Annotated in this window: 14 protein-coding genes; 7 read left to right on the top strand and 7 right to left on the bottom strand. The window is 71.8% G+C overall.

Going from position 1 to position 23,559, the window contains the following annotated elements; all coding sequences use genetic code 11:
* The first annotated feature begins 6 nt into the window (after positions 1–6).
* On the top strand, positions 7–1,041 hold the full coding sequence (locus tag ACIP6U_RS48080) for a M23 family metallopeptidase (protein ID WP_401729818.1): 1,035 nt from the start codon (positions 7–9) through the stop codon (positions 1,039–1,041).
* Positions 1,042–1,165: 124 nt separating this feature from the next.
* The gene (locus ACIP6U_RS48075; RefSeq protein WP_401729816.1) at positions 1,166–2,122 is read left to right on the top strand and encodes an aldo/keto reductase; all 957 of its coding nucleotides are present in this window, start codon (positions 1,166–1,168) and stop codon (positions 2,120–2,122) included.
* Positions 2,123–2,182: 60 nt separating this feature from the next.
* Here the strand turns inward: ACIP6U_RS48075 and ACIP6U_RS48070 are convergent, their stop codons facing one another.
* The 4 genes from ACIP6U_RS48070 to ACIP6U_RS48055 form a co-directional block, all read right to left on the bottom strand.
* The gene (locus ACIP6U_RS48070; RefSeq protein WP_401729814.1) at positions 2,183–3,520 is read right to left on the bottom strand and encodes a PrsW family intramembrane metalloprotease; all 1,338 of its coding nucleotides are present in this window, start codon (positions 3,518–3,520) and stop codon (positions 2,183–2,185) included.
* A gap of 50 nt (positions 3,521–3,570) precedes the next feature.
* Positions 3,571–4,482 (bottom strand): tRNA (guanosine(46)-N7)-methyltransferase TrmB, encoded by a 912-nt coding sequence (trmB, locus tag ACIP6U_RS48065; protein ID WP_401729812.1) that lies wholly within the window; start codon positions 4,480–4,482, stop codon positions 3,571–3,573.
* Between the two features lie 93 nt (positions 4,483–4,575).
* Positions 4,576–5,799, bottom strand: coding sequence for an L-2-hydroxyglutarate oxidase (gene lhgO / locus ACIP6U_RS48060; RefSeq protein ID WP_401729811.1), 1,224 nt, complete (start codon positions 5,797–5,799; stop codon positions 4,576–4,578).
* 166 nt (positions 5,800–5,965) lie between these two features.
* Entirely contained in the window at positions 5,966–7,390 is a 1,425-nt protein-coding gene (locus tag ACIP6U_RS48055) for an MFS transporter (RefSeq protein ID WP_401729808.1), read from the bottom strand.
* Between the two features lie 683 nt (positions 7,391–8,073).
* Between ACIP6U_RS48055 and ACIP6U_RS48050 the strand changes: the two genes are divergently transcribed.
* Positions 8,074–10,173 carry an asparagine synthase-related protein gene (locus ACIP6U_RS48050; protein WP_401729806.1) on the top strand — a complete coding sequence of 700 codons (2,100 nt, stop codon included), beginning with the start codon at positions 8,074–8,076 and terminating at the stop codon, positions 10,171–10,173.
* A gap of 649 nt (positions 10,174–10,822) precedes the next feature.
* The gene (locus ACIP6U_RS48045) at positions 10,823–14,293 is read left to right on the top strand and encodes an AfsR/SARP family transcriptional regulator (protein WP_401729805.1); all 3,471 of its coding nucleotides are present in this window, start codon (positions 10,823–10,825) and stop codon (positions 14,291–14,293) included.
* 100 nt (positions 14,294–14,393) lie between these two features.
* On the opposite strand, the gene ACIP6U_RS48040 is transcribed toward ACIP6U_RS48045, so the two are convergent.
* Together ACIP6U_RS48040 and ACIP6U_RS48035 are read right to left on the bottom strand one after the other, a co-directional pair.
* The gene (locus ACIP6U_RS48040; RefSeq protein ID WP_401729804.1) at positions 14,394–16,343 is read right to left on the bottom strand and encodes a sigma-70 family RNA polymerase sigma factor; all 1,950 of its coding nucleotides are present in this window, start codon (positions 16,341–16,343) and stop codon (positions 14,394–14,396) included.
* Positions 16,344–16,721: 378 nt separating this feature from the next.
* On the bottom strand, positions 16,722–17,483 hold the full coding sequence (locus ACIP6U_RS48035) for a TetR/AcrR family transcriptional regulator (RefSeq protein ID WP_401729803.1): 762 nt from the start codon (positions 17,481–17,483) through the stop codon (positions 16,722–16,724).
* Between the two features lie 374 nt (positions 17,484–17,857).
* On the opposite strand from ACIP6U_RS48035, the gene ACIP6U_RS48030 reads away from it, so the two are divergent.
* Both ACIP6U_RS48030 and ACIP6U_RS48025 read left to right on the top strand, forming a co-directional pair.
* Complete coding sequence (locus ACIP6U_RS48030) at positions 17,858–19,225, top strand: NAD(P)/FAD-dependent oxidoreductase (protein WP_401729832.1); 1,368 nt, start codon at positions 17,858–17,860, stop codon at positions 19,223–19,225.
* A gap of 214 nt (positions 19,226–19,439) precedes the next feature.
* On the top strand, positions 19,440–21,089 hold the full coding sequence (locus ACIP6U_RS48025) for a SpoIIE family protein phosphatase (protein ID WP_401729800.1): 1,650 nt from the start codon (positions 19,440–19,442) through the stop codon (positions 21,087–21,089).
* Between the two features lie 59 nt (positions 21,090–21,148).
* Here ACIP6U_RS48025 and ACIP6U_RS48020 read toward each other — a convergent pair whose 3' ends face one another.
* Entirely contained in the window at positions 21,149–22,426 is a 1,278-nt protein-coding gene (locus ACIP6U_RS48020) for an MFS transporter (RefSeq protein ID WP_401729831.1), read from the bottom strand.
* Positions 22,427–22,565: 139 nt separating this feature from the next.
* Between ACIP6U_RS48020 and ACIP6U_RS48015 the strand changes: the two genes are divergently transcribed.
* Entirely contained in the window at positions 22,566–23,114 is a 549-nt protein-coding gene (locus ACIP6U_RS48015) for a MarR family winged helix-turn-helix transcriptional regulator (protein WP_401729799.1), read from the top strand.
* Positions 23,115–23,559 lie beyond the last annotated feature (445 nt).

Here is a 23,559-nt window from a genome sequence, read left to right as displayed (position 1 = left end):
GCCCAGGTGGCGTCCAACCCCCCTGCCCCGGCGGCCCCGTTCGTGCCGAGCCAGCGTGACAACGAGACGTTCGGCTACGGCGGATACCGCACCGACGAGGGCCCTTGGGAGGAATGGAACCCCACCGAGGATTCCGTCCGCCCCAACCGCGGTCGCCACCGCGTCTCCAAGCAGCGCGGCGGAGGACTCGCCCGCAGCTCCACGGTTCTGGGCGTCGGTGTCATAGCCGCCGTCGGCGCGGGCGGCATGGCCAGCGCCAACACCGGCAAGCCGCCGGTCTCCATCTCCGTGCCCGACCTGCCGAACGTCGGCTCGGTCTTCGGCGAGACCCCCAGCCCCGCCAAGGGGTCCCCGACCGCGCTCAGCAGCGTCGGCGTGACCTCCAGCGAGACCGCGCAGGGCACCAAGGACGCCGGCGAGGTGCTGCGCGACCGCATCATGGCGCAGGCCGAGTCGCAGCGCGTTCAGGTCGACAGCAAGGTCCAGTACGCCACCGAGGCCTCCCTCTCCAAGCAGGTCGACGACGCCGCCGCGAAGGCGGAGAAGGCGGCCGCCGCCAAGGCCGCCGCCGCGAAGAAGAAGGCGGAGGCGGAGGCCAAGAAGAAGGCCGAGGCCGCGAAGCTGGCGGAGCTGGCCACGCAGTACCGGCTGCCGGTCGCCTCGTACACGATCACCGGCACCTTCGGGCAGGCCGGTTCCCTGTGGTCCTCCGGCTACCACACGGGCCTCGACTTCGCCGCCCCCACGGGCACGCTCATCAAGGCCATCCACAGCGGCACGGTCACGGAGGCCGGCTGGGCGGGCTCGTACGGCTACCGCACGATCCTCACCCTCGACGACGGTACGGAGCTGTGGTTCTGCCACCAGTCGTCGATCGGCGTGAGCGTGGGCCAGAAGGTCGCCACCGGCGATGTCATCGGCCGTGTGGGCGCCACCGGCAACGTGACCGGGGCGCACCTGCACCTGGAGGTCCACCCCGGCGGCCAGGCCGACGGGATCGACCCGATGGCGTGGCTGCGCAGCAAGGGCCTCACCCCCTGAGGCAGTAGTCGTCGGCAGACACCGACACATCGCCAGGTTCCCGGAACAGCGGACTCCGCTTGTTTACGGGAACTTTGCGGCTCCGGCGGAAGACCGGTCTCCGGGGCCGGCGTTGATGTGAAGCATGACGTCCTCCTCTGCTTCTCTGCGCAAGCTCGGCTCCTCCGACCTCGAGGTCTTCCCCCTCTCCCTCGGCGGCAACGTCTTCGGCTGGACGGCGGACGAGGCGACCTCCTTCGCCGTCCTGGACGCCTACGCGGCGGCCGGCGGCAACTTCGTCGACACCGCCGACTCCTACACGGCCTGGATCGAGGGCAACTCGGGCGGCGAGTCCGAGACGATCATCGGCAAGTGGGTCAAGGCCCGCGGCAACCGCGCCGACGTCGTCATCGCCACCAAGGTCAGCCAGCACCCCGAGTACAAGGGCCTGTCCGGCGCCAACATCAAGGCCGCCGCCGACGCCTCGCTGCGCCGCCTGGACACCGACTACATCGACCTCTACTACACCCACTTCGACCAGCCCGAGATCCCGGTCGAGGAGATCATCGGCGCGCTCGACGAGCTGGTGCGGGCGGGCAAGGTGCGCAACATCGCCGTCTCCAACATCACGCCGGAGCGGCTGCGGGAGTCCCTGGAGTTCTCCGACCGCGAGGACCTCGCCCGGTACGTGGCCATCCAGCCGCACTACAACCTGGTCTCCCGCGACACCTACGAGGGCGAGCTGCGGGACATCGCCGCCACGGCGGGCCTCGCCGCCGTCCCCTACTTCGGCCTGGCCGCCGGCTTCCTCACCGGCAAGTACCGGCCCGGTACGACGGTCGAGAGCGCGCGGGCGGGCCGCGCCGGCGCCTACCTGGAGTCGGAGCGGGGGCAGCGGGTGCTGACCGCCCTCGACGAGATCGCCGCCGCCCATGACGCCCAGGTGGCGACCGTGGCCCTGGCCTGGCTCGCCGCCCAGCCGACGGTGGCCGCGCCGATCGCGTCCGCGCGCACGCTGGAGCAGCTGCCGGCCCTGCTGGCGGTGGCGGACCTGACCCTGACGGAGACGGAGATCGACCGCTTGACGCGGGCGTCGGCCTGATCGGTCCCTGAGCTGGGCGATCCTCGATCCGGGCGGCCCTCGACCTGCGCGATCCCTGGTCTACGGCTGATACGGGTTGTACGCGGGGTACGGCGATGCCGGATAGGCGGGCTGCGCCGGATACCCGTACACCCCGTACACCGGCCAGGGCGGGGCGGTCACCGCGACCGGCGGGGCCGTCGTCCTGGCCGCGTAGTCCAGCGCCGGGCGGGCCACGTCCTTGCGGCGCCACAGCTCGGCGAGCAGTTCTCGTTCCCGTACGACGAAGTCGGCGCCGGCCCGGCCGCGGCGCCCCCGGTGCCGTAGGAAGGCCAGGGAGGTCGCGTACGCCTCGTACTGGGCGACCGCCCTTGCCGCGGGCTTGCCGTAGTGGCGGGCTGCGTAGTCGCGGGCGAGGCGGCGGGCGCGCATGGAGCCGAGTGCGAACGGCTCGGCGGGGGTGAGCCAGCCGGCCATGGTGTAGGCGGGGAGTTCCTCGCGCACGGTCCGCAGTTCGCGCTGCCGGGTCCAGATGACCAGCCAGGTCAGCAGCCCGAACGAGGGCACCATGAACGCGGCGTAGACCCCGAAGAACCCGTACTCGCCGAACGTCGACGAGCTGTTCCAGATCGCGTGCATGCCCATCGCGAGCAGCAGCCCCGACAGCGGGCCGAGGACGCGGCGCAGGTGCTGGCGGTCCCCCGAGAGCGCGGCGATGCCGAAGCCGATGCCCGTGCAGACGGTGAAGAGGGGGTGCGCGAACGGCGACATGATGATGCGGACGAAGAAGGTCGCCGCGGTGACGGAGGCGATGCCGCGGTCGCCGGTCAGCTGGTCGGTGCCGAAGGCGGTGCCCAGGTAGAGGATGTTCTCGGTGAACGCGAAGCCGGTGGCGGTGATGCCGGCTATCACCACCCCGTCGACGATCCCGGTGAAGTCCCGGCGCCGGAACAGGAAGAGGAGCAGGACGGCCGCGGCCTTGGCCGACTCCTCGACGATCGGCGCTATCACCGTCGCGCCGAGGGTGTCCGCGCTGGAGGGGTCCGCGGTCGCCGTCGCGATCCATCTGGTCGCGAAGCTGTTGGCGACGATCGCTATCAGCGCCGCCGCGCAGGCGCCCCAGGCGAAGGCGAAGATCAGATTGCGCCACGGTCCCGGTTCGACGCGGTCGAGCCAGCGGAAGGCGGCTATGAGGAGCGGCACGGGGAGCACGGCGAGGCCGAGTCCGACCAGGAACCCCTCGGTGCCGGTCTGCTGACGCACCAGGGCGAGGATGACGAGCCCGGAGAGCGCGAGCAGGGTACTGAGCGCGCCGTACCGCACCCACCTGCGCTGCCACCAGTGGGCGTGTCCGAGCGCACCGCCGGCGGGATCGCCGGCGTACGGCGGATTCGTCGGGTACGGGGGACACGTGGCCACGGCATTGACCCTAACGAGGGAGGGCGCTGCCCGCGCTGCCCGCGGAGGCTTCAGGCGCCGGTGGGGGGTTGGTAGTTGTGTCGCTTCTCGCGGTCCTGGTCACTGGGCTCTTCGCGATGCTGTACGCGACGGAAGAGCAGGTCGTTCACGACATGACCCTTCTCCAGCCCCTGGCCCTCGAAACGGGTCAGCGGCCGGAACTCCGGACGCGACGCGAAACCGCCGTCGGACGCGGTGTTCTCGAACTCCGGGTGCGCGGTCAGTACGTCGAGCATCTGTTCGGCGTACGGCTCCCAGTCGGTCGCGCAGTGCACGATGCCGCCGGGTCTGATGCGGCTCGCGGCGAGGTCCAGGAACTCCGGCTGGATCAGCCGCCGCTTGTGGTGCCGCTTCTTGGGCCACGGGTCCGGGAAGTAGACGCGCAGCCCGTCGAGCGCGTCCGGGGCGAGCATCTCGCGCAGCAGGATGATGGCGTCGCCGTTGCCGACGCGGACGTTGGGCAGGCCGCTCTGGTCGGCGAGGTTCAGCAGATTGCCCTGGCCGGGGGTGTGCACGTCCACGGCGAGGATGTTGGTGCCCGGCTCTGCGGCGGCCATCTGCGCGGTGGCCTCACCCATGCCGAAGCCGATCTCCAGCACGACCCGGTTGGCGTTCCCGAACAACTCGCCGAGATCCAGCGTCCGCTGCCCGTCGATGTCCAGCCCCCACTTGGGCCACAGCCGCTGCAACGCGTCCGCCTGCCCGGCGGTCACCCGACTCCGCCGCGGCTGAAAACTACGGATCCGCCGCTCGAAGTGCGACCCGGCGGGATCGGGCATGGGCCCGTCGGGGAACCGGGGTTCCCCCTTGGCCCGGGTGTGGCGCAGGGAGACGCCGGGGGTGTGGGGGTGCGTGGGGGCGCCCTCCGTATCGGCGTGCGCCGCAGGGCGGAGGGGTTCGGGGGTATGGGGTGACTCAGACACAGTGCGTCGATTTTACGTGTGCCGGGGTGGGAGTTGTACGGGGAACGAGGGTCGGCACGGTGACCCCGCCGGGGGCAGGCGCAGCGCCCCGGCTCAGTCCAGTACCGCCAGTGCCCGCCGTGCCACCTCCCGGCCGATCGGCAGGGACGCCGTGGCCGCCGGGGAGGGGGCGTTCAGTACGTGGACCGTCCGCGGACCCTCCTTGATCAGGAAGTCGTCGACCAGCGTGCCGTCCCGGAGCACCGCCTGCGCACGCACCCCGGCCGTCGACGGCACCAGGTCGTCCGGAGTCACCGCCGGCAACAATCTGCGGACCGCCGTCGTGAACGCCCTCTTGGACGCCGATCTACGCAGCTCACCAGCCCCGTACCGCCAGTGCTGCCGGGCCATCCGCCACGCGCCCGGCCAGGCCAGCGTGCCGGCCGTCTCCCGGGGCCGTACGACCCCCCAGCCGTACCCCTCCCGGGCCAGCGCCGGGACCGCGTTCGGGCCGACGTGCACGCCGCCGTCGATCCCCCGGGTGAGATGCACCCCGAGGAACGGGAACGCCGGATCCGGTACCGGATACACCAGTCCCCGCACCAGCTCGGGCCGGGCCAGCGCGAAGTACTCGCCGCGGAAGGGCACGATGCGCATCTCCGGGTCGTCCCCGGTCAGCCGTGCCACCTCGTCGCAGTGCAGCCCGGCGCAGTTCACCAGCACGCGTGCGCGGATGACGTCCCCGCGGGCGGTGCGGACGGCGACCCCCAGCTCCGGGCGCCGGTCCACCTGGACGACCCGCGAGCCGTACCGGATCTCCGCGCCGGACGCGTGCGCCAGCTGCCGGGCGACGCCGACGAAGTCGCACACCCCGGTCGTCCCGACGTGAATGGCGGCCAGGCCGCGCACCTCGGGCTCGTACTCCGCGATCTGGGGGGCGCCCAGCTCCCGTACCGGAATCCCGTTCTCCCGGCCGCGCTGCACGAGCGCGTGCAGGCGGGGCAGCTCGTCCCGCCGGGTCGCGACGATCAGCTTCCCGGTGACGGCGTGCGCGATCCCGTACTCGGCGCAGAACTTCACCATCTCGGCGGCCCCGCGCACCGCGTACCGCGCCTTCAGCGAGCCCGGCCGGTAGTAGACCCCGCTGTGGATGACCCCACTGTTCCGCCCGGTCTGATGCCGGGCGGGACCCGGCTCCTTCTCCAGCACGGTCACCCGTGTACCGGGCGCCGCCCGCGTGATCGCATACGCCGACGACAGCCCGACGATGCCCCCGCCGACCACGAGCACATCACAGTCATAAGCGATCCGGGACGTCACCGACACCACCTCCACCATCGATAGTGCACTGCGCCACTGACAGCCACTTCAAACGCGGGGATGTGCAGTGCCCCGCAAGGGGCGCGGGACTGTTTCGATGTGCGGCTCCGCCGCGTGGGCGCGGGCAACCCTCCAGGGCCTGCGGTCAAAAGATCACAGGCACCCGGCAGACGCGTGGGAACCCTTACGCCGGAGCCATCAACAACGGCCGAGCCCGCTCCCGCAGCTCGACAACCCGCGGCTCGTCCCCATAGGGCTCCAACCGATGCAGAAGATCCTTGACGTACTCGGTGGTCCGAGCCGAAGAGATCCGCCCGGCCACCTCCACCGCACGCACCCCCTGCTCACAAGCCGCGTCAAGGTTCCCCGACTCGAGCTCGGCCACCGCCGAGACGACCAACCGCAGCCCGTGCGACCGCACGAACTCCTCCGTCGGCTTCGACAACGCCTGTTCGGTGAACCGCCGTACCTGCCGAGGCGCCTTGAGATCGCGATAGCACTCCGCCGCGTCGGCCGCGAACCGGTCGTAGGAGTAGAACCCCAGCCAGGACGGATCGTTGTCGCCCTCCCGGGACCGCTCCAGCCACCCCTCCGCCGCCTTGAGCGCCGCACCGGCCGCGACCGCGTCACCCGCACGCGCGTGTGCCCGTGCCTCGACGAGCCGGAAGAAGCTCATGGTGCGGGCGGTCGCCAGCCCCCGGTTGCGTTCCAGCGCGGCCTGCGCGAGATCGACGCCCTCGTCGCCGAAGCCCCGATAGGTCGCCTGCAACGACATCGACGCCAGCACGTACCCGCCGAGCGGCACGTCCGCCGCCGCGCGGGCGAGCCGCAGCGCCTGGATGTAGTACCGCTGCGCCGCCTCCTGCTGCCCCGTGTCGAAGGCCATCCAGCCCGCGAGCCGGGTCAGTTCGGCGGAGGCGCCGAACAGCGCCCTGCCGACCTCGTCGGAGTACGAGCCGAGCAGCAGCGGCGCCGCCTCCACGCGTAAACACTCGGGCACCATCGATGAACGCCAGTCGCCGCCCCCGTACTTGGAGTCCCAGCGCCTGGCGTCCTCGGCGGCCTCCCGCAGTTTCAGCACGTCGCTGTGGCCGACTTTGAGCGGTGCGCCCGAGCCCTCGCCGGGGTTCACCTCTCGCGCGACCGAGGTGTCGGCCGGGGTTATCAGCCACCGTGAGGCGGGCGTTGCGTATGCGCTGACTGCGAACGATCCGGCGAGCGACTGCCAGATGCCACCGGTGCCTGCGCGCCGGCCCGCGAGGTCGAGACGGTAGAGCTCCGTCGCCGACCGCACCGCCTGTCCGACGTCCCGGGGGAAGGCGAGGCCCACCTCCGGTGCGGGATCCGCGTCCGCCAGGCCGATCTCGTGGAGCGGCACCGGGCGGCCGAGCTTCTGGCCGATCGCGGCAGCGATGAGGTGCGGCGCGGCACCCTGCGGCACCATCCCCTTCGACACCCAGCGCGCGACCGACGTCTTGTCGTAGCGAAGAGTCAACCCGCGTTGAGCGCCAAGATCGTTGACGCGACGCGCGAGTCCTGCGTTGCTGATTCCCGCGAGGGCGAGAACGGCGCCGAGTTTTTCGTTCGGCCCGCGTTGCTCCCTGGACATGCGCCACCCCTCGACACAGACGGCTGCCGCGCTGGCATAACCACGCGGCATTCGTAAACCCAGCGTAGTTCGCCGCATCCCAAGCGTTAAGGGGCATTGTTCCGGATGGCGGGATTGTGGTCCGTACTGAAGTGCGGGTCCGATACGGGCTGTTGTGCCGTGCTCCCATTGTGTGGCCGTGCGCCCGTCCGTGCGCTCTTCTCCGGCCATCGGGGGAGCGGTTCCATGGACCGTGCGTGGGTCGGCCCGCTGTACTGGATCCAGTGGGCTGGGGGACACCGCCGCCTCCATCCCCGCGGGCGGCGGAGAAGTCCGGGAGGCGATCTCCGCCTCCCGGGCTGCGCGCCTGTGCGGCGGTGCGCAGAGCATGTACGGAGCGTGTGCACGCCTGTCTCCGTATCGCCGATTTGGCCGAAAACCGCCCCCGTCATCCCGGGCTAATCAGCGCTCCTACCATGGCAGTTGAGGGCGCGAAGGGTGTTTTCGGGGCGCGCTCCGGGGGCGCATTCGAGTCGTAGACACCGTGCCCGATAAGGGAGTTGACCCACCCCCGAGGGTGGGCGCGGGGGCGCGTTCCAGGGAGCGCAAGCGGCGCCACCACCCCTCCGAGGTGCGTCCTTCATGGCAGCATGGGGAACCAGTTCGTACGGTGCACTGGTTGTCCACAGGCTGTGGAGGCGTCGATGCGGTGGTTGGTGGGATGGAGCAGTACCGCCGCTGGGACCGCCACGATCGGTTCCGCGGGGGCCACGGGGCCCGACGGCGAGACCGTCCACCCGGTGGGCTCGCAACTCCTGTGGGGGGACCCCGATCCGCTGTGGGCGGTCGGTGACTGGCGCCCCGACGAGGTGCGGGTCGTGCGGGCCGACGCCCAGAACCGGATCGCCGTCCTGGGCACCTGCGGTGCCACCGACGAGGAGCTGCGGGTCGGACTGTTCGCCGCGCGCGGAGGCGCACTTCGCCATCTGACGGCCTGGCCGGGCAGCTACACGGCCATCGTCCAGGTGGGCCGCCGGGTCACCGTGTGCGGCGATCTGGCGGGCATGCGCCCGGTGTTCTACACCCCCTGGGCGGGCGGCACGGCGTACGCCACGGCCGCGCTGCCGCTGGCCGACCTCATCGAGGCGAACCTCGACTTCGGTCATCTGGCGGCCCTGCTGGCGGCCCCCGACGTGCCGGCGGCCGTGCACGACTCCACCCCGTACGACGGCGTGCGGCGCATTCCACCGGGGCACACCCTGATCCTGCGCGTCGGCGCACGCGAGATCGCCGGCTACGAGCAGGTCGCCTCCCTCGCCGTGGCGGCGCCCTCGGCGGACCCGGACAGCGCGGTCGACGCGGTGCGCGACGCGCTGGTCGAGGCGGTACGCGCGCGGCTGTCGGCGCCGCGGCACGTGCCCGGGGCCGACATCGACCCCGGCCCGGTCCCCGGCATGGGGCCCGCCGAGCGGCGCGCCGCGCGCGGGATGCCGGTCGCGGGCATCGGCGCCGACCTCTCCGGCGGTCCCGCCTCGGGCACCCTGGCGCTGCTCGCCGCCGGCCTGCCGGGCATGCCGGGCACGGTCCTGGGCCACGGCACGGGCGCGGGGGAGCGGCTGCTGGCGGTCACCTTCAACGACCTGGCGGTGGGCGGCCGCGAGTCGGAACTGGAACGCGCGGGCACGCTGGCCGCCAACCCCCGCCTCCACCACGTGGTGGTGACGGGCGGCGAGGAAACGCTTCCCTACGCGGATCTCGACGGCCCCCTCACGGACGAACCGGGCCCGTCCCTCATCTCCGCCGCCCGCCACCGCGCCCGCCTCGCCGCCGGCAGCGCGGACCACTTCACGGGCTACGGCGCCCGCCAGGTCCTGGACGCGCACCCGGCCCGCCTGGCCGACCTCCTGATGGACCGCAAACGCCGCCACCTGGTACGCCCCGTGGCCGCGCTCGCCAAGGCGGACGGCTCGGTAATGGTCCCCGCGCGCGTGTACGGCGCGGCCCGCCGACTGGCCCGTACGCCCTACCTCGAAGGCCTGGAGCTGCTCGGCGAGCGCCTGATGCAGCGCCGCTTCGAGGAGCCGGGCGGTGCCGTCGGCGCGTCCCTGTCCGCGCTCACCTGGGCCAGACCGGGCCCCGCGGCACGCTGGCTGACCGGCGAGGCGCTGGCTGAAGTATCGGTTCGCCTCCAGACCTCCACGAACCGCTCGGGCATCGGCCCCGGCCAACGCCCCGGCGACCATCGCGCGCGTGCGGCCCTGTTCCGCCACGCCGCGGACCTACGCGTCCTGGAACAAGCCGCCGAGATCCGCTCCCAACGCCTCCACGCCCCCTTCCTCGACAACCAGGTGGTCCGCGCCTGCCGCGCCCTCCCCGAGGCCCTACGCGTCCAGCCAGGCGCCCGCGCGGCCATCCTCCGTACGGTCCTGGAGGGCGCCGGCGTCGCCGACCTCCCGCCCGGCTGGGGCGCCCCCACCCACGCCCCCACCGCGGCCGCGGCCCGCAAGGGCCTGCGCGTGGCGGCGGACTCCCTGATGTCCCTCTTCGGCACGCCCCTCCTGGCGGAGGCGGGCCTGGTCGAAGCGCGGGTGGTCCGCAAAGCACTCCGCGCCGCGGCGGAGGGCGAACCCCTCCCCTTGGACGGCCTCGCCGACCTGGTCTCCCTCGAACTCTGGCTCCGCCGCCTACTCTCCCGCCGAGGCACCTGCTGGACAGGCACGCCGGCCCGCCAACGGGCGGTCCCGGCAGGCATCACACCGAGACGGGGGGCGTTGGCTTCGGGGGGTGGGGCGGGGGTGGCATGAGGAAGGCTGTGCCGTCCTGATCCTCCACCCACCCACCCACCCGCAAGGGGCTGCGCCTCTCGGATGCTGGCGCGGGCGTCTGTTTCTCTTCCGGTCCGGTGTCCGGGGCCGAGGCTGTGCCGTCCTGATCCTCCGCCTTCCCGCAGGGGGCTGCGTCTCTTGGATGCTGGCGCGGGTGTCTGTTTTTCATCCCGTCCGGTGTCCGGGACCGAGGCTTTGCCATCCCGATCCCCCACCCACCCCAAGGGGCTCCGCCTCTTGAACTCCGGTCCGTACAACTCAGCCCGTCCGGTGTTCGAGGCCAAGGCTCTGCCATCCCGAACCCCCACCCACCCCCAGGGGGCTCCGCCTCCTGAACTCCGGTCCGTATCTTTCAGCCCGTCCGGCGTCCTAGGACAAGCCTCAGCCATCCCCAACCCCCACCCACCCCCAGCGGGCTGCGCCTCTTGACCTCCGGTCCGTATCTTTCAGCCCGTCCGGCGTTTGAGGACGAGGCCGTTCAGGCCGAAGCGGGGTCTGGGGGCGCAGCCCCCAGTGGGGTCGAAGGGGCAGCGCCCCTGGGGATGGGACGGGTAGGGGCGGCGGGGGCGAAAACACCACCGCCCACAAACACCGTGCTCCACCCCCCACTCCCAGCGACAATGACCCCGTGCGGTACAGAATCCTGGGCATAACCCAGGCCGAGGACACCCAGGGCACCCCCCTACCCATCCCTGGCCCCCGCCTCCGCACCCTCCTCACCGCCCTGGCCCTCCACCCCGGCCGCCTCACCACCCCCGACACCCTGATCGAAGAGATCTGGTCGGACACCCCACCCCACGACGCCCCCGCCGCCCTCCAGGCCCTGATCGCCCGCCTGCGCCGCACCCTCGGCAAGGACGCCATCACCTCCGCCCCCGGCGGCTACCGCCTCACGGCCACCCCGGACGACGTAGACCTGTTCGTCTTCGAACGCCTCGTGCACGAGGGCACCACCGCCCTGTCGAACGACGACGCGGCGACCGCCGCCCACACCCTCGACGAGGCCCTCGCCCTGTGGCGCGGCCCCGCCCTCACCGACTTCCCCGACCGCACGGCCGCGACCCGCGCGAACGCCCTGCACCTGGAGGCGACCCGAGCCCGCACCGAGGCCGCACTGCGCCTCGGCCGAGCCCAAGAGGCCGTACCCCGCCTCAGAGAACTGACCACGACCCACCCGTACGACGAACCGCTGCACGCGCTGCTCATCCGCGCCCTGCGCGACACGGGCCGCACGGCGGACGCCCTGGCCGCCTACGAGACGGCCCGCCACACCCTCGCCGAAGGCCTGGGCGCGGACCCGGGCCCCCAACTCCGCGCCCTGCACACGGAACTGCTGACGACCCCACCCCCACCCACCGCATCACGCCCCACCACCCCCACACCACCCACTCACTCCTCCACCCCCACACCACCCACTCACCCCTCCAGCCCCACCCACCCCGAAGCCCCCACCCGAACCGGCAACCTCCGTCCCCGACTTACCTCTTTCGTGGGCCGGGAACCCGAGCTCGACGCCATCCGTTCCGAATTGCACAGGGCCCGACTGGTCACGCTCACCGGACCGGGCGGCTCGGGAAAGACCCGCTTGGCCGAGGAAGCCGCCGCAGGCACCCCCCAGGCCTGGCTGGTCGAACTGGCACCCCTCGACCACCCGGAGGCCGTGCCGGGCGCGGTGGTCAACGCCCTCGGTCTGCGCGAGACCGTACTGAAGACCACCGAGCTGACGGCCCCGCAGGACGACCCGATCGCCCTGCTCGTAGAGCACTGCGCCCCCCGCAGCCAGCTCCTGATCCTTGACAACTGCGAACATGTCATCGAGGCGGCGGCCACCCTCGCCGAGACCCTCCTCACCCACTGCCCCGGCCTCACGGTCCTCGCCACCAGCCGTGAACCCCTGGGCGTCCCCGGCGAGTCCGTGCGCCCGGTCGAACCCCTTGTCCCCGACCAGGCCCACCGCCTCTTCACGGAGCGCGCCACCGCCGTCCGCCCCGACGCGGCCACCCTGCTCCGCGACGAGGTCAACAGCGCGGCGGTGGACGAGATCTGCCGCCGGCTCGACGGACTGCCGCTCGCCATCGAACTGGCCGCCGCCCGGCTGCGCCTGCTCACCCCACGCCAGATCGCCGACCGCCTGGACGACCGCTTCCGCCTCCTCACCTCCGGGAGCCGCACGGTCCTGCCCCGCCAGCAGACCCTGCGCGCGGTCGTCGACTGGTCCTGGGACCTGCTCGACGACCGGGAGCGGACGGTACTGCGCGAGGTGTCCGTCTTCGCCGGCGGCTGGGACCTCACGGCGGCCGAGGCCGTGTGCACGGGACCCGCGGCCGACCTGATCGGGTCCCTGGTCGACAAGTCCCTGATCGTGGCGTCCCCGTACGAGCGGGACAGTGGCGACGGCATGCGGTACCGCATGCTGGAGACCATCCACGAGTACGCCGTCGAGCGCGCCGCCGAGGTCCCCGGACTGCGCGCCGCGGCCGAGCGTCGGCATCGCGCGTGGGTACGCGCGCTCGTGGAGGAGGCCGAGCCGCAACTGCGCTCCGCCGGTCAACTCCCGTGGATCGCCCGTCTGGAGACGGAGCTGGACAACATCCGCGCGGCCCTGCACGGCGCCCTGACCGACGAGGCCGAGGCCGAGGCGGGCGCCCTCGCGATGGCCACGGGCTGGTTCTGGTGGCTGCGCAACTACCGCACGGAGGCCATGTCCTGGACCGACCGGATCCTGCGCCTGGGCGTAACACTGGACGCGGCCGAACAGAGCGACGCTCTCCACACAGCCGGCCCTATTGATCCCACCGATCCGACCGGTCCCACCAATCCCACCGGTCCCACCAATCCCACCGGTCCCACCGGTCCGGCTGATCCCGTCGATCCCATCGACCCGGCCGATCCCGTCGACGCCTTCCTCGCCGACCCGGACGGGGAGACGGACCACCCGCTGCACACCCTGCGGATGAACCTCCGGATGCTGCATCTGTTCCTCAGGATCGACGCCGAGCCGCTGGACGATCTTCTCGACGACCGCATGCGGGAGTACGTCGACCGGGTGCGCGACCACTTCGCACGGGGCGGTCCGGACGCGGCCCGGGTGCCGGGACTCGTGTGGCCGATGACCACCTTCTCCAGGGACGGCTCGCTGGGCATACGGGCCGCCCTGGACAGCACGGTCGCCAACTGCCGTGCCCACGGCGACGACTGGTCGATTGGCGTCAGCCTGATGTTCCGCACCCACATGATCGTCGACTCCTCGGGCGGCATGGCCGGCATCGACGACGACCTCGCGGAGCTACGGGTGCTCAGCCGCCGGGTCGGCGACCGCTGGATGCGCGCCCAGGTGTGCAGCGCGGCCGGTGAGGCGGCGATGATCCGCAGTCGGCCGGAGGAGGCCAAGGCGGAGTACGCGGAGGCCTTGCGGCTGGCCTACGAGGTGGAGGCGTACGCCGAGACGCCGTTTCTCCTCGCCCGGCTCGCCGAGGTTGCCTACCGCACGGGCGACCGCTCGGCCGCGCTGAAGTCCCTGGACGAGGCCACCGCCGCCGCCGACCGCTACGGCGTCGCGGAGGCCCAGGCGTTCGTCAGGCTGATGGAGGCCCGCATCGCCTTGGACGACGAGGACATCGCCCGCGCGCGTGAACTGGTGGACGCGGTCCGGGCGGAGGTGGGCCAGGACGTGGCGCCGCCCCAGTTCATGGTGATGGTGCTGTCGATCGAGGCGATGGTGGTGGTCGCCGAGTCCGGCCCGGAGCACGGGCTGCCGCGATTCGTGGACACCGTCCGGCAGGCGGTCGAGAAGCAGTGTGCCGACGCGGTCGTGGCAACCCTCGTGGACATGACGGCCGCCCTGCTGACCGACCTCGACGATCTCCCGCGCGCGGCCCGGCTGCTCGCCGCCGCCGAACGCTGGCGCGGCGGCGTTCCCCGTTCCCGCCCGGAGGACGAGCGCGCCGAGTGGGCCGAGGAGGCCGCCCGCGCGGGGCTGGGCCCGGCGCGGTACGCGGCGGAACGCGCCCGGGGCGCGACCCTCACTCCGGAAGAGGTCCTCGCCGACCTGGCCGAATCGGAGGAACTGGGGCCTCACCAGCACCTGTTGGGGCACTAGGAAGTCGGCTCCCCAGAATTCCCCAGGGCTTCCCAGGGCTTCCTTGGACTACCTAGGGCTCACTAGTGGCCCCAAGTCGCCCCCGTCGCCCCCGATTGCCCTAGCCGCAGGAGAACTTCGACTCGGCCCAGTCCGCGAGCGCCAGGGAGTCGAAGTCGCTGAGCGGTTCGACGACCAGCCGTACGGTCTTGCGGCCGGCGATGTTCACATGGACGGGCACCGCACGGTCCCCGCCACGGATCGTTCCCGACCGCCACAGCTGGACCCCGTCGGCGTAGACCGAGAAGTGCACCCGGCCGATCCCCAGGGTCATGTCGTCGACGCCGACGAGTGCGTCGTAGGAGTTGCAGCTGCGGTTGAGGTCGATGGTGACGGAGGACCGGCCGTGCACGGTCACCCCGTGCGCGTACCGCTTGTCGGCGATCGACACCCCGTACCGCTGCCACACCCAACTGCTCTCGCCGAGCCGCATCTCGGGCCCGGTGCCGTCGCCGGAGACGTTGTAGGACAGCTCGCTCCACTGGTAGACGGTCGGAGCGGGCGGGGGAGGCGGCGGCGTCGGAGTGGGTGTCGGGGTGGGCGTGGGCCTCGGGGTCGGTTTCGGCGTGGGGGTGGGCTTCGGGGTCGGCGTCGGGCTGGCCTTCGGCCGGGGAGTCGGCGTCGGTTTCGGCGTCGGCTTGGGAGCGGGGGCCGCCGCGAACACCGGGGGTTCCGGCTCGGGTTCCTTCTTCGAGGGCGCGGGCGTCGGCGCTTCGGGCTTGACCACCGGCGCGGACACGGGCGGTTTGGCGTCGGGCTTCTTGGGCGGGACTTCGTTGTTGACCAGCGCGAGCGCCACCGCCGCGGCCGCCACCGCGACGACACCGGCCGCGATGCCGGCCTTCACGGGCGCGCCGAGCCCCTCGGAGGCCGCGGCCCCACCGGCACCCGCCCCGCCGGACGAACTGCCGCCCGCCGCCACGGCCGCACCCGTGGCCCCGGCCGCACCGGCCCCCGCGCCACCGGCGATGAGCGCGACCACCTTGGCGTACCCGGCGGCACCGAACCAGCCGATGATCGCGACTGGCACGACACCCGGGATCCCGCTGGCGACTTCCTTGATCTGGCCCGCGGCAAGCCGGCACTTGGCGCACTCCTCCAGGTGCTTGCGCAGGCCCCGTTCGGCACGGGTGCGCAGTCCGCCGCGGGCGTAGGCGCCGAGCCGGTCGGCGTAGCGGGCGCACTCCTCGTCGCCGACGAGCGCGGCGCTGACGTGGGCCTGGAGGTAGGCCTGCTTGAGGCCCTCGCGGGCGCGACTGGCCAGCACGCGCGTGCCGTTGGCGTCGAGCCCGAAGAGTGTGGCGACCTCGCTCGGCGACTCGTCCTCGACCTCGGTGTGCCACAGCACGGCCTGCCAGCGCTCGGGCAGCGACCGGAAGGCCTGCATGGCCATGGTCTGCTCGGCCTCGTGCATCGCGCGCACATCGGCGCCCAGGTCGAGCGTGTCGTCGTCCGACACCTCGGAGCCGCGGGCGGCCTGCGCGGCGAACACCGCGAAGTCGTCGACCAGTTGCTCGCGCCGGGCCGACTTGGTCCAGTTCGCGGCCACCCGGCGGACGGTGGTGAGCAGATAGGCGCGTACGGCGTGCTCGGGACCCGAACCGCCGCGCACCGCCTGCAACATGCGGGCGAAGACTTCGGCGGTGAGGTCGTCCGCGGTGTGGGCGTCACGGCAGCAGGTACGGGCGTAGCGGCGCACCGCGTCCGCGTGGCGCCGGTACAACTCCTCGTAGGCCGTGTCGTCGCCCGCGCGCATCCGCTCGATCAGGTCGGCGTCGGCCGGTGGCAGGTCCCTCGGCGGCGGCAGCACGCTGCCGTCCTCGCGCCGGTCGCGCTGCGCGGGCACGCTGCCCTCTACGGGCTCACCACCCTGAGCCGGGACGACGGCCTCGACGGGCTCACCACCGCGCCCCGCCCCGGCGGCCCGGCCACCCTGACTCGGTACCTGCGGGGAACCGCCGGCCTCCGGGTCATCGTCACCCAGTGACTCGTCCCGCCCGTCAACGCTCATCGCGGAAAGCCCCCGCCGCCTGACCTACAGTCGCGAACACCGGGTCAGAGTGCCATATTGGCTTTTGTTCAGGACCCCCTTGGAGGGGACCTTCCACTCATCCGTGGGGACTTGTCGCGCCGCAGTGCTAGCCGTCACCCGTCCGGGAACGGCTCAAATCGCACTCCAGGGCTGAGAGTTGCGCCATCTGTCCGGAATGTCGAGCGTGTTGCGAGCTCGCCCGGGGGGCGCGGGCCGCGCAGAGCCCACGCTCCTCCGTCACCTTTTCGAGTAACTCGGGCCATGACAGCGGCCGGAGCCGTACCGCCATGACCGCGGCCACAGCCGCCGCACCGGTCGCGACCGCGGCCAGTCACGCGCGGCCGCGATCGCGATCCGTCACAGCGGTCGGGACCGCAGTCCCTCCAGGAGGATGTCCAGCAACCGCGCCGACGCGGCGGCCTGCTGAGCCGCGTCCGGCAACGAGGGCGCGGCCGTCGCGATCACCAGCAGTACGTCCGACACCGAGACGTCGGGCCGCAGTTCACCCGCCGCACGCGCCCGGTCCACGAGCTGGCCCACGACCTCCAGCAGCGCGGCCGCGCCCGTGTCGTCGTCCGCCGAGACCGCCGGCACCCCCTCGGGCACCAGCCGCAACTCCCCGGCACCCGGCTGGGACCGCTGCTGCGGCACGCGCGCCTCGTCGAACGCGCCGTCGCCCTGCTCGTCCGCGACGCCGACCCTGAGCACCTGCGGCGGCAACAGCCGCCCGGCACCCGAGGCCACCGACGTCCGCAGGAAGCGCGAGAGCGCCGACCACGGCTCGTCCTCCTGGCCGAGCGCCGTCCGGGCCTGCTCGGTCAGCCGGGAGGTCTCCTCCTCGGCTATCCGCCGCACCAGGACGTCCTTGCTCGGGAACCGCCGGTAGACGGTCCCCACACCCACCCGCGCCCGCCGCGCCACGTCCTCCATCGGCGCGCCGTATCCCAGCTCGCCGAAGACCTCGCGCGCCGCGCGCAGTACGTGTTCCAGGTTGCGCTGTGCGTCCACGCGGAGGGGCGCCGTGCGGGCACCGTCCCCGCGTCCGTTTGCCGCCGCGCTCACCACACCAGCCGGTGCGAGCGTGGACGCGGACGACCAATGAGTGTCCTGAATATGCATGAATGTTCCCCCGGTAATGACGTCTCCCCCCGGAGACTCTCCCCGCCATCGGCAGCCGGGGCTCGGGAACAAGCGCGACCACGGGCCCGCCCGTCGCGGACTCGATGAGCGCATCCCCCTACACCCCGTCGACACACGAACATAGTTGAGCGGGGGTCAATTCAGAAGGGGCAGGTTCCGCACGGAGCGCCCCCCGATCGGAGTACGGGCCGCATACGTCCCGATTACACCCCCCAAGGTCACCCGGCGCACACCTGCTGACCTGCAATCCTTCCGCGCACTCCGGCAATTCGGCCAAGTCCGGATGTCCCCGACCCGCGGTCACACAAATTGTCGAGGCTGTGGACAAACTCAAGAGCTCGGTGCGTCATGGGATGGTGAAGGAACGTGCGCGCATTCTCGTTGTCGGCGGCGGCTACGTCGGGATGTACACGGCTCTGCGCCTGCAACGGAAGTTGAAACAAGAACTCAAGCGGGGCGAAGTCGAGATCACGGTCGTCACCCCCGACCCGTACATGACCTATCAGCCGTTCCTTCCCGAAGCGGCGGCCGGTTCCATTTCCCCCCGCCATGTCGTCGTCCCCCTGCGCCGCGTCCTGGACCGCTGTCATGTGGTCATCGGCGAGGCGGAGATGATCGACCACGCCAAGCGCACCGCGGCGGTCATGACCCTCGCCACCGACGAGGAGGGCGCGGGCCCCGAGCGACTGGAGTACGACGAACTCGTCCTCGCGCCCGGCTCGATCTCGCGCACCCTGCCCATCCCGGGACTCGCCGAGCACGGCATCGGCTTCAAGACCGTCGAGGAGGCGATCGGCCTGCGCAACCACGTCATCGAGCAGATGGACATCGCCTCCTCCACCCGAGACCCCGCCATCCGCGACGCGGCCCTGACCTTCGTCTTCGTCGGCGGCGGCTACGCGGGCGTGGAGGCGCTCGGCGAGCTCGAGGACATGGCCCGCTACGCCGCCCGCTACTACCACAACGTCGAGCCCGACGACATGAAGTGGATCCTCGTCGAGGCCTCGGACCGCATCCTGCCCGAGGTCGGCGAGGAGATGGGCCGCTACACGGTCACCGAACTGCGCCGCCGCAACATCGACGTACGCCTGCACACCCGCCTGGAGTCCTGCGTCGACCGCGTCGCCGTCCTCGACGACGGCGCCCGCTTCCCGACCCGGACGGTCGTATGGACGGCAGGCGTGAAACCCCACCCACTGCTCGCCGGGACCGACCTCCCGCGCAACGAGCACGGCCGGCTGAAATGCACCCCCCAGTTGACGATCGAGGGCACCACGCACGCGTGGGCCGCGGGAGATGCCGCCGCCGTCCCCGACGTCACCGCCGAGAAAGCCGGCACCGAGACCGCGCCCAACGCCCAGCACGCCGTGCGCCAGGCCAAGGTCCTCGGCGACAACATCGCGCACTCCCTGCGCGGCGAGGACCTGGAGACGTACGCGCACAAGTACGTCGGCTCGGTCGCCTCACTCGGGCTGCACAAAGGTGTCGCGCAGGTCTACGGGCGCAAGCTGAAGGGCTACCCTGCCTGGTTCATGCACCGCGTCTACCACCTCAGCAGGGTGCCCACCTTCAACCGGAAGGCTCGCGTCCTGGCCGAATGGACGCTCTCGGGTCTCTTCAAACGGGAGATCGTGTCGCTCGGATCACTCGAACATCCCCGAGCGGAGTTCGAACTCGCGGCCGGTGGAAAGCCTCCTACCGACCCGAAGGGGTCGTCCTGACCGGAGTGAGGAACTCCGTACACCGCGCAGGCGTCTGACGGATGTCGCCCTCGTAGGCCACACTGCCAGACTGGTCCCACCCCTCGGACGAGCAGAAGCTCGCCCCTCGAACCCGCGAGGCTCTCCCCACCGTGCTGCATCCCCGGGGCGCCAACCCCCAGACCCCCGGCCGGGTCCGGAGCCGGCCGAAGACGACGACACGAGGCAAGGATTCGTGAACTTCACGCGCTGGAGCGCCCGGCTCCCCGGAACGCAGCGCCGCGCCGCAGCGCGGACCGACCACGCGGTCACCGCGGACCGGCGGACGGAGGGCGCGGGCTCGGTCCCCGCCGCCCGCGCCGAACAACTCACCGACGAGCCCCCGCCCGTACCGGCCGTCGACGACCTCCCCGTCCGCGAGGTCCTCGACCGCGTCCCGGCCCTCGTCGCCCTCGTCCACGGCCCCGACCACCGCGTGGCGTACGTCAACGACGCCTACGTGACGGCCTTCGGCGTACGCCCCCTGGGCGAACCGACCCGCGACGCGCTCCCGGAACTCGACGAACTGGGCCTGCTCCCGCTCCTGGACCAGGTCCTGCGCAGCGGCAAGCCCCGCACCCTCAAGTCCCGCAAGGCCCCCGACGGCCGCTCCTACACCTTCACCTGCACCCCGGTCGCCGAAGGCGACGACGGGGGAGTGCTCGTCTTCGCCACCGACGTCACCGACCACGCCGAGGCCGCCGAACGCCTGCGCGCGAGCGAACGCAGCCAGCGCGAGACCGCCGTCACCCTCCAGCGCTCCCTCCTCCCGCAGGAGCTCGAAGAACCCGACGACCTGCGGATCGCCGCCACCTACCAGCCTGGCGGCACGGAGGCCGCGGTCGGCGGCGACTGGTACGACGTCATCACCCTCGGCGGCGGCCGCACGGCCCTGGTCATCGGCGACGTCATGGGCAGAGGCGTCCGAGCGGCGGCGGTCATGGGACAACTCCGCACGGCGGTCCGCGCGTACGCCCGCCTCGACCTCCCCCCGCACGAGGTCCTCCAGCTCCTGGACGGCCTCGCCATCGAGATCGACGCCAACCAGATCGCGACCTGCGTGTACGCCATCCACGACCCGAACGAGGGCCGCCTGGTGTACGCCTCCGCCGGCCACCTCCCGATCCTGGTCCGCGACGAGAGCGGGGTCGTCCTGCGCGCCGACGAACCGACAGGCCCGCCGCTCGGCACCGGCGGCTGGATGCACTCCTCCGGCTCGATCCCGCTCGGCCCCGGCTCCACCGCCGTCCTCTACACGGACGGCCTGGTCGAACGCCGCAACGAGGACCTCGACGAGGGCATCGCGGCCCTCCAGCGCGCCCTGGCGGGCGCCACGGGCACTCCACAGGTCGTCTGCGACCGCCTGGTCCGCTCGGCCGGCGTCACCGCGGACCACGACGACGACGTCGCCGTCCTCGTCCTCCAGCACCCGGCCCGCACCGGCCCCGACAGCGACCTGTTCCGCAACGCGGCCCTGGAGCTCCTCGGCGGCGTCGAAGCGGCCCCACGCGCGCGTGCGTTCGCCTCGGGCGTCCTGACCAGCTGGCGCTTCCCCACCGAACTGCACGACCTGGGCGTCCTGGCCGCCAGCGAACTCGTCGCCAACTCCCTCCAGCACGGCATCCCACCCATGCGCCTGCGCCTGCGTCGCACCGACCGCCGCCTGATCATCGAGGTCACCGACGGCGACGACCACCTCCCCCGCCGCCGCCGAGCCGAACCGGGCGACGAGTCCGGCCGAGGCATCGCCATCGTCGCCACCATCGCCACCAACTGGGGCTCCCGCCGCACCCCGGGCGGCGGCAAAGCGGTCTGGTGCGAGTTCGTCCTCCCACGCCCGACCTAGTCCCGCACACAGAAGCGGCCGCCACCCCCAAGGGCGACGGCCGCTCTCCCATCCCGATCTCACGCCTCGGCGACAACAGGCTCCGCAGCCGCCCCACCCCGAGCGACCACCCGACTCCTGGCCACCGCCCAAGGCCGATCCTGTACGGCGGTCAGCTGCCGCCCCAGCCGCAGCGCGAGGAACGTGATCCCCAGCGAGAACAACAGGAACGCCACGATGTACGGCGCGTGCAGCGAGGCCCCCATCGGCCCGCCCACCGCGGGCCCGACGGCCAGCGCGAGCTGCTTCACCAGGGCGAAGGCGGAGTTGTACTGCCCGGCCATCCCCTCCGGCGCCAGATCGGCCACCAGCGGAGCGACGGTCGGCGACAACATCGCCTCACCCAGCCCGAACAGCGCGTACGTCGACACGAAGGCCGCCGTCGCCATCTCCTTGCTGCCGTGCCCGAGCCCGGCGTACCCGGCCACGACCCACGCCACGGCCCAGATCAGCCCCACGACCGCGATGACCCGCGACCGCCGACGCCGCTCGACGAACCTCAGCACGGCGAACTGCGCGACGACGATCATCAGGGTGTTGGCGGCCAGCGCCGACCCCAGCGCGGACGTGGAGATCCCGGCGGCCTCGACCCCGTAGGCACTGAGCCCCGACTCGAACTGCCCGTAGCAGGCGAAGAACAGCACGAAGCCCAGCACGGACAGCTGCACCATGGCCCGGTTGCCGAGCAGCTGCTTCCAGCTCCCCTTCGCCGATCCGGCAGGCGCGGCCCCGATGTGCGGGGCGTGCGGCGTCCGCACGGTCGCCATCACGACCGCCAGCAGCAGGAACATCGCCGCCTCGATCGCGAACAGCAGCGTGAAGGAGGACGCGCGCGTGGTGTCGACGAGATGACCACCGATGAGCCCACCGACGCCCAGCCCGAGGTTCTGCAGGAAGAACTGCATCGCGAAGGCACGCGAGCGCGTGTCGGACGTCGAGCAGTCCACGATCATCGTCGCCAGCGCCGGCTGCATCACGGCCTGCCCCGCCCCGAGCGCCGCCGCCGACAGCAGCACGGCCGTCGCACTGCCCGCGAGTCCGAGGCTCAGCGCCCCCAGAGCGGCGGTGACCAGAGCGGCGATCAGAACCGGCAGGGGCCCGCGCCGGACGATGGCCCGTCCGGCGAACGGCAGTACGACCAACGCGGCCACGGCGAAGACGGCGAGGACGAGCCCCGCCGTCATGGCTCCCAGACCCCGGACCTGCGCCACATAGACGTACAGGTACGGGACCGTGAAGCCGAGCCCGAACGCGCTGAGTGCGTTTCCCACGTGGATCCGGCGCATCGCTGCGCCCATCGCCCTGGTCACGTTCACCTCAATCAAGTAGTTGAGACTCCTAGTAGTTAGGAGTGAAGACTTCGACACTAAACTTCGAAGCTAAATAGTACACAGCGAAGGACTTCAAAGCAAAGAGGGTGCGTGCCATACTGCGGCCATGGCCGAGACCCCTGGCGTCAGCGAGCCGACGCTCGACGAGCAGATCGCCGCCTACCAGCGCGAGTTCCGGGACCTCGACCCGCAGGTCGAGCAGATCGTCTCGGCCCTGTCCCGGCTGAACCGCCGTATGAACGTGGCCTACGGCCGCCAGACCGCCGCCCTCGGCATCAGCAGCTCCGACTGGGAGGTCCTCAAGGCCCTCGTCCTCGCCGGCGCTCCCTACCGCCTGGGTCCCAGCGACCTCGCCAAGCGCCTCGGCCTGACGCCGGCCGCGATGACCCACCGCATCGACCGCATGGTCGGCGAGGGTCTGGTCACCCGGGAGCGCGACGAGTCCAACCGCGTCCGCGTGATCGTCGAGCTCACGGTGGAGGGTCGCGAGAAGTGGCTGGAGGCGATGCGTATGGCCACGGTCTTCGAGGAGGACCTGCTCCAGGACCTCTCCCCGGAGGACCGCACGGCCCTCGGCGACGTCCTCACCCGCCTCCTGCGTAGGGTGGAGCACGCCCAGCCGGACGCGGGCGGACGCCTCAGCGACCTGGACTGAGCCGGAACCGGGCCGGGCATAAAAGATCTTGACAGGGGTGGGTTGACAGTCCCCATCCGGATCCGTAGAGTTCTTCGGGTTGCCACGGGGCCGTAACGGTTCTGCGGCAGCACCTCCGCCGCGTCAGCGGCAACCCAAACCTTCAGCACGACCTCCCAACCGGGTCGATTTCGGCGTGCCCGAATTCAATTCGATTTGGGGCTCGGCGGCCCGATTGGGAATCGCCGAGAGGATCCGCTAAGGTTTGAGACGTCGGAACGGCCCAACAGCCGGAAAGACAACCCCATCTGACGGGGAATCGGACGCCGAAAGGGTCTGATAGAGTCGGAAACGCAAGACCGAAGGGAAGTGCCCGGAGGAAAGCCCGAGAGGGTGAGTACAAAGGAAGCGGCCGTTCCTTGAGAACTCAACAGCGTGCCAAAAGTCAACGCCAGATATGTTGATA

It is taken from the genome of Streptomyces sp. NPDC088794 (assembly GCF_044750545.1).
Taxonomy (GTDB): domain Bacteria; phylum Actinomycetota; class Actinomycetes; order Streptomycetales; family Streptomycetaceae; genus Streptomyces.
Note: the sequence above shows the minus strand (reverse complement) of the source record. Positions and strands in the feature narration are given on the sequence as shown.

What these genes read in the sequence shown, in the direction of transcription:
- ACIP6U_RS48075 (WP_401729816.1), top strand. Translation starts at nt 1,166, where the DNA reads ATGACGTCCTCCTCTGCTTCTCTGCGCAAGCTCGGCTCCTCCGACCTC.
- lhgO (WP_401729811.1), bottom strand. Translation starts at nt 5,799, where the DNA reads ATGGTGGAGGTGGTGTCGGTGACGTCCCGGATCGCTTATGACTGTGAT.
- ACIP6U_RS48055 (WP_401729808.1), bottom strand. Translation starts at nt 7,390, where the DNA reads ATGTCCAGGGAGCAACGCGGGCCGAACGAAAAACTCGGCGCCGTTCTC.
- ACIP6U_RS48050 (WP_401729806.1), top strand. Translation starts at nt 8,074, where the DNA reads ATGCGGTGGTTGGTGGGATGGAGCAGTACCGCCGCTGGGACCGCCACG.
- ACIP6U_RS48040 (WP_401729804.1), bottom strand. Translation starts at nt 16,343, where the DNA reads ATGAGCGTTGACGGGCGGGACGAGTCACTGGGTGACGATGACCCGGAG.
- ACIP6U_RS48035 (WP_401729803.1), bottom strand. Translation starts at nt 17,483, where the DNA reads ATGCATATTCAGGACACTCATTGGTCGTCCGCGTCCACGCTCGCACCG.
- ACIP6U_RS48030 (WP_401729832.1), top strand. Translation starts at nt 17,858, where the DNA reads ATGGTGAAGGAACGTGCGCGCATTCTCGTTGTCGGCGGCGGCTACGTC.
- ACIP6U_RS48020 (WP_401729831.1), bottom strand. Translation starts at nt 22,426, where the DNA reads ATGGGCGCAGCGATGCGCCGGATCCACGTGGGAAACGCACTCAGCGCG.
- ACIP6U_RS48015 (WP_401729799.1), top strand. Translation starts at nt 22,566, where the DNA reads ATGGCCGAGACCCCTGGCGTCAGCGAGCCGACGCTCGACGAGCAGATC.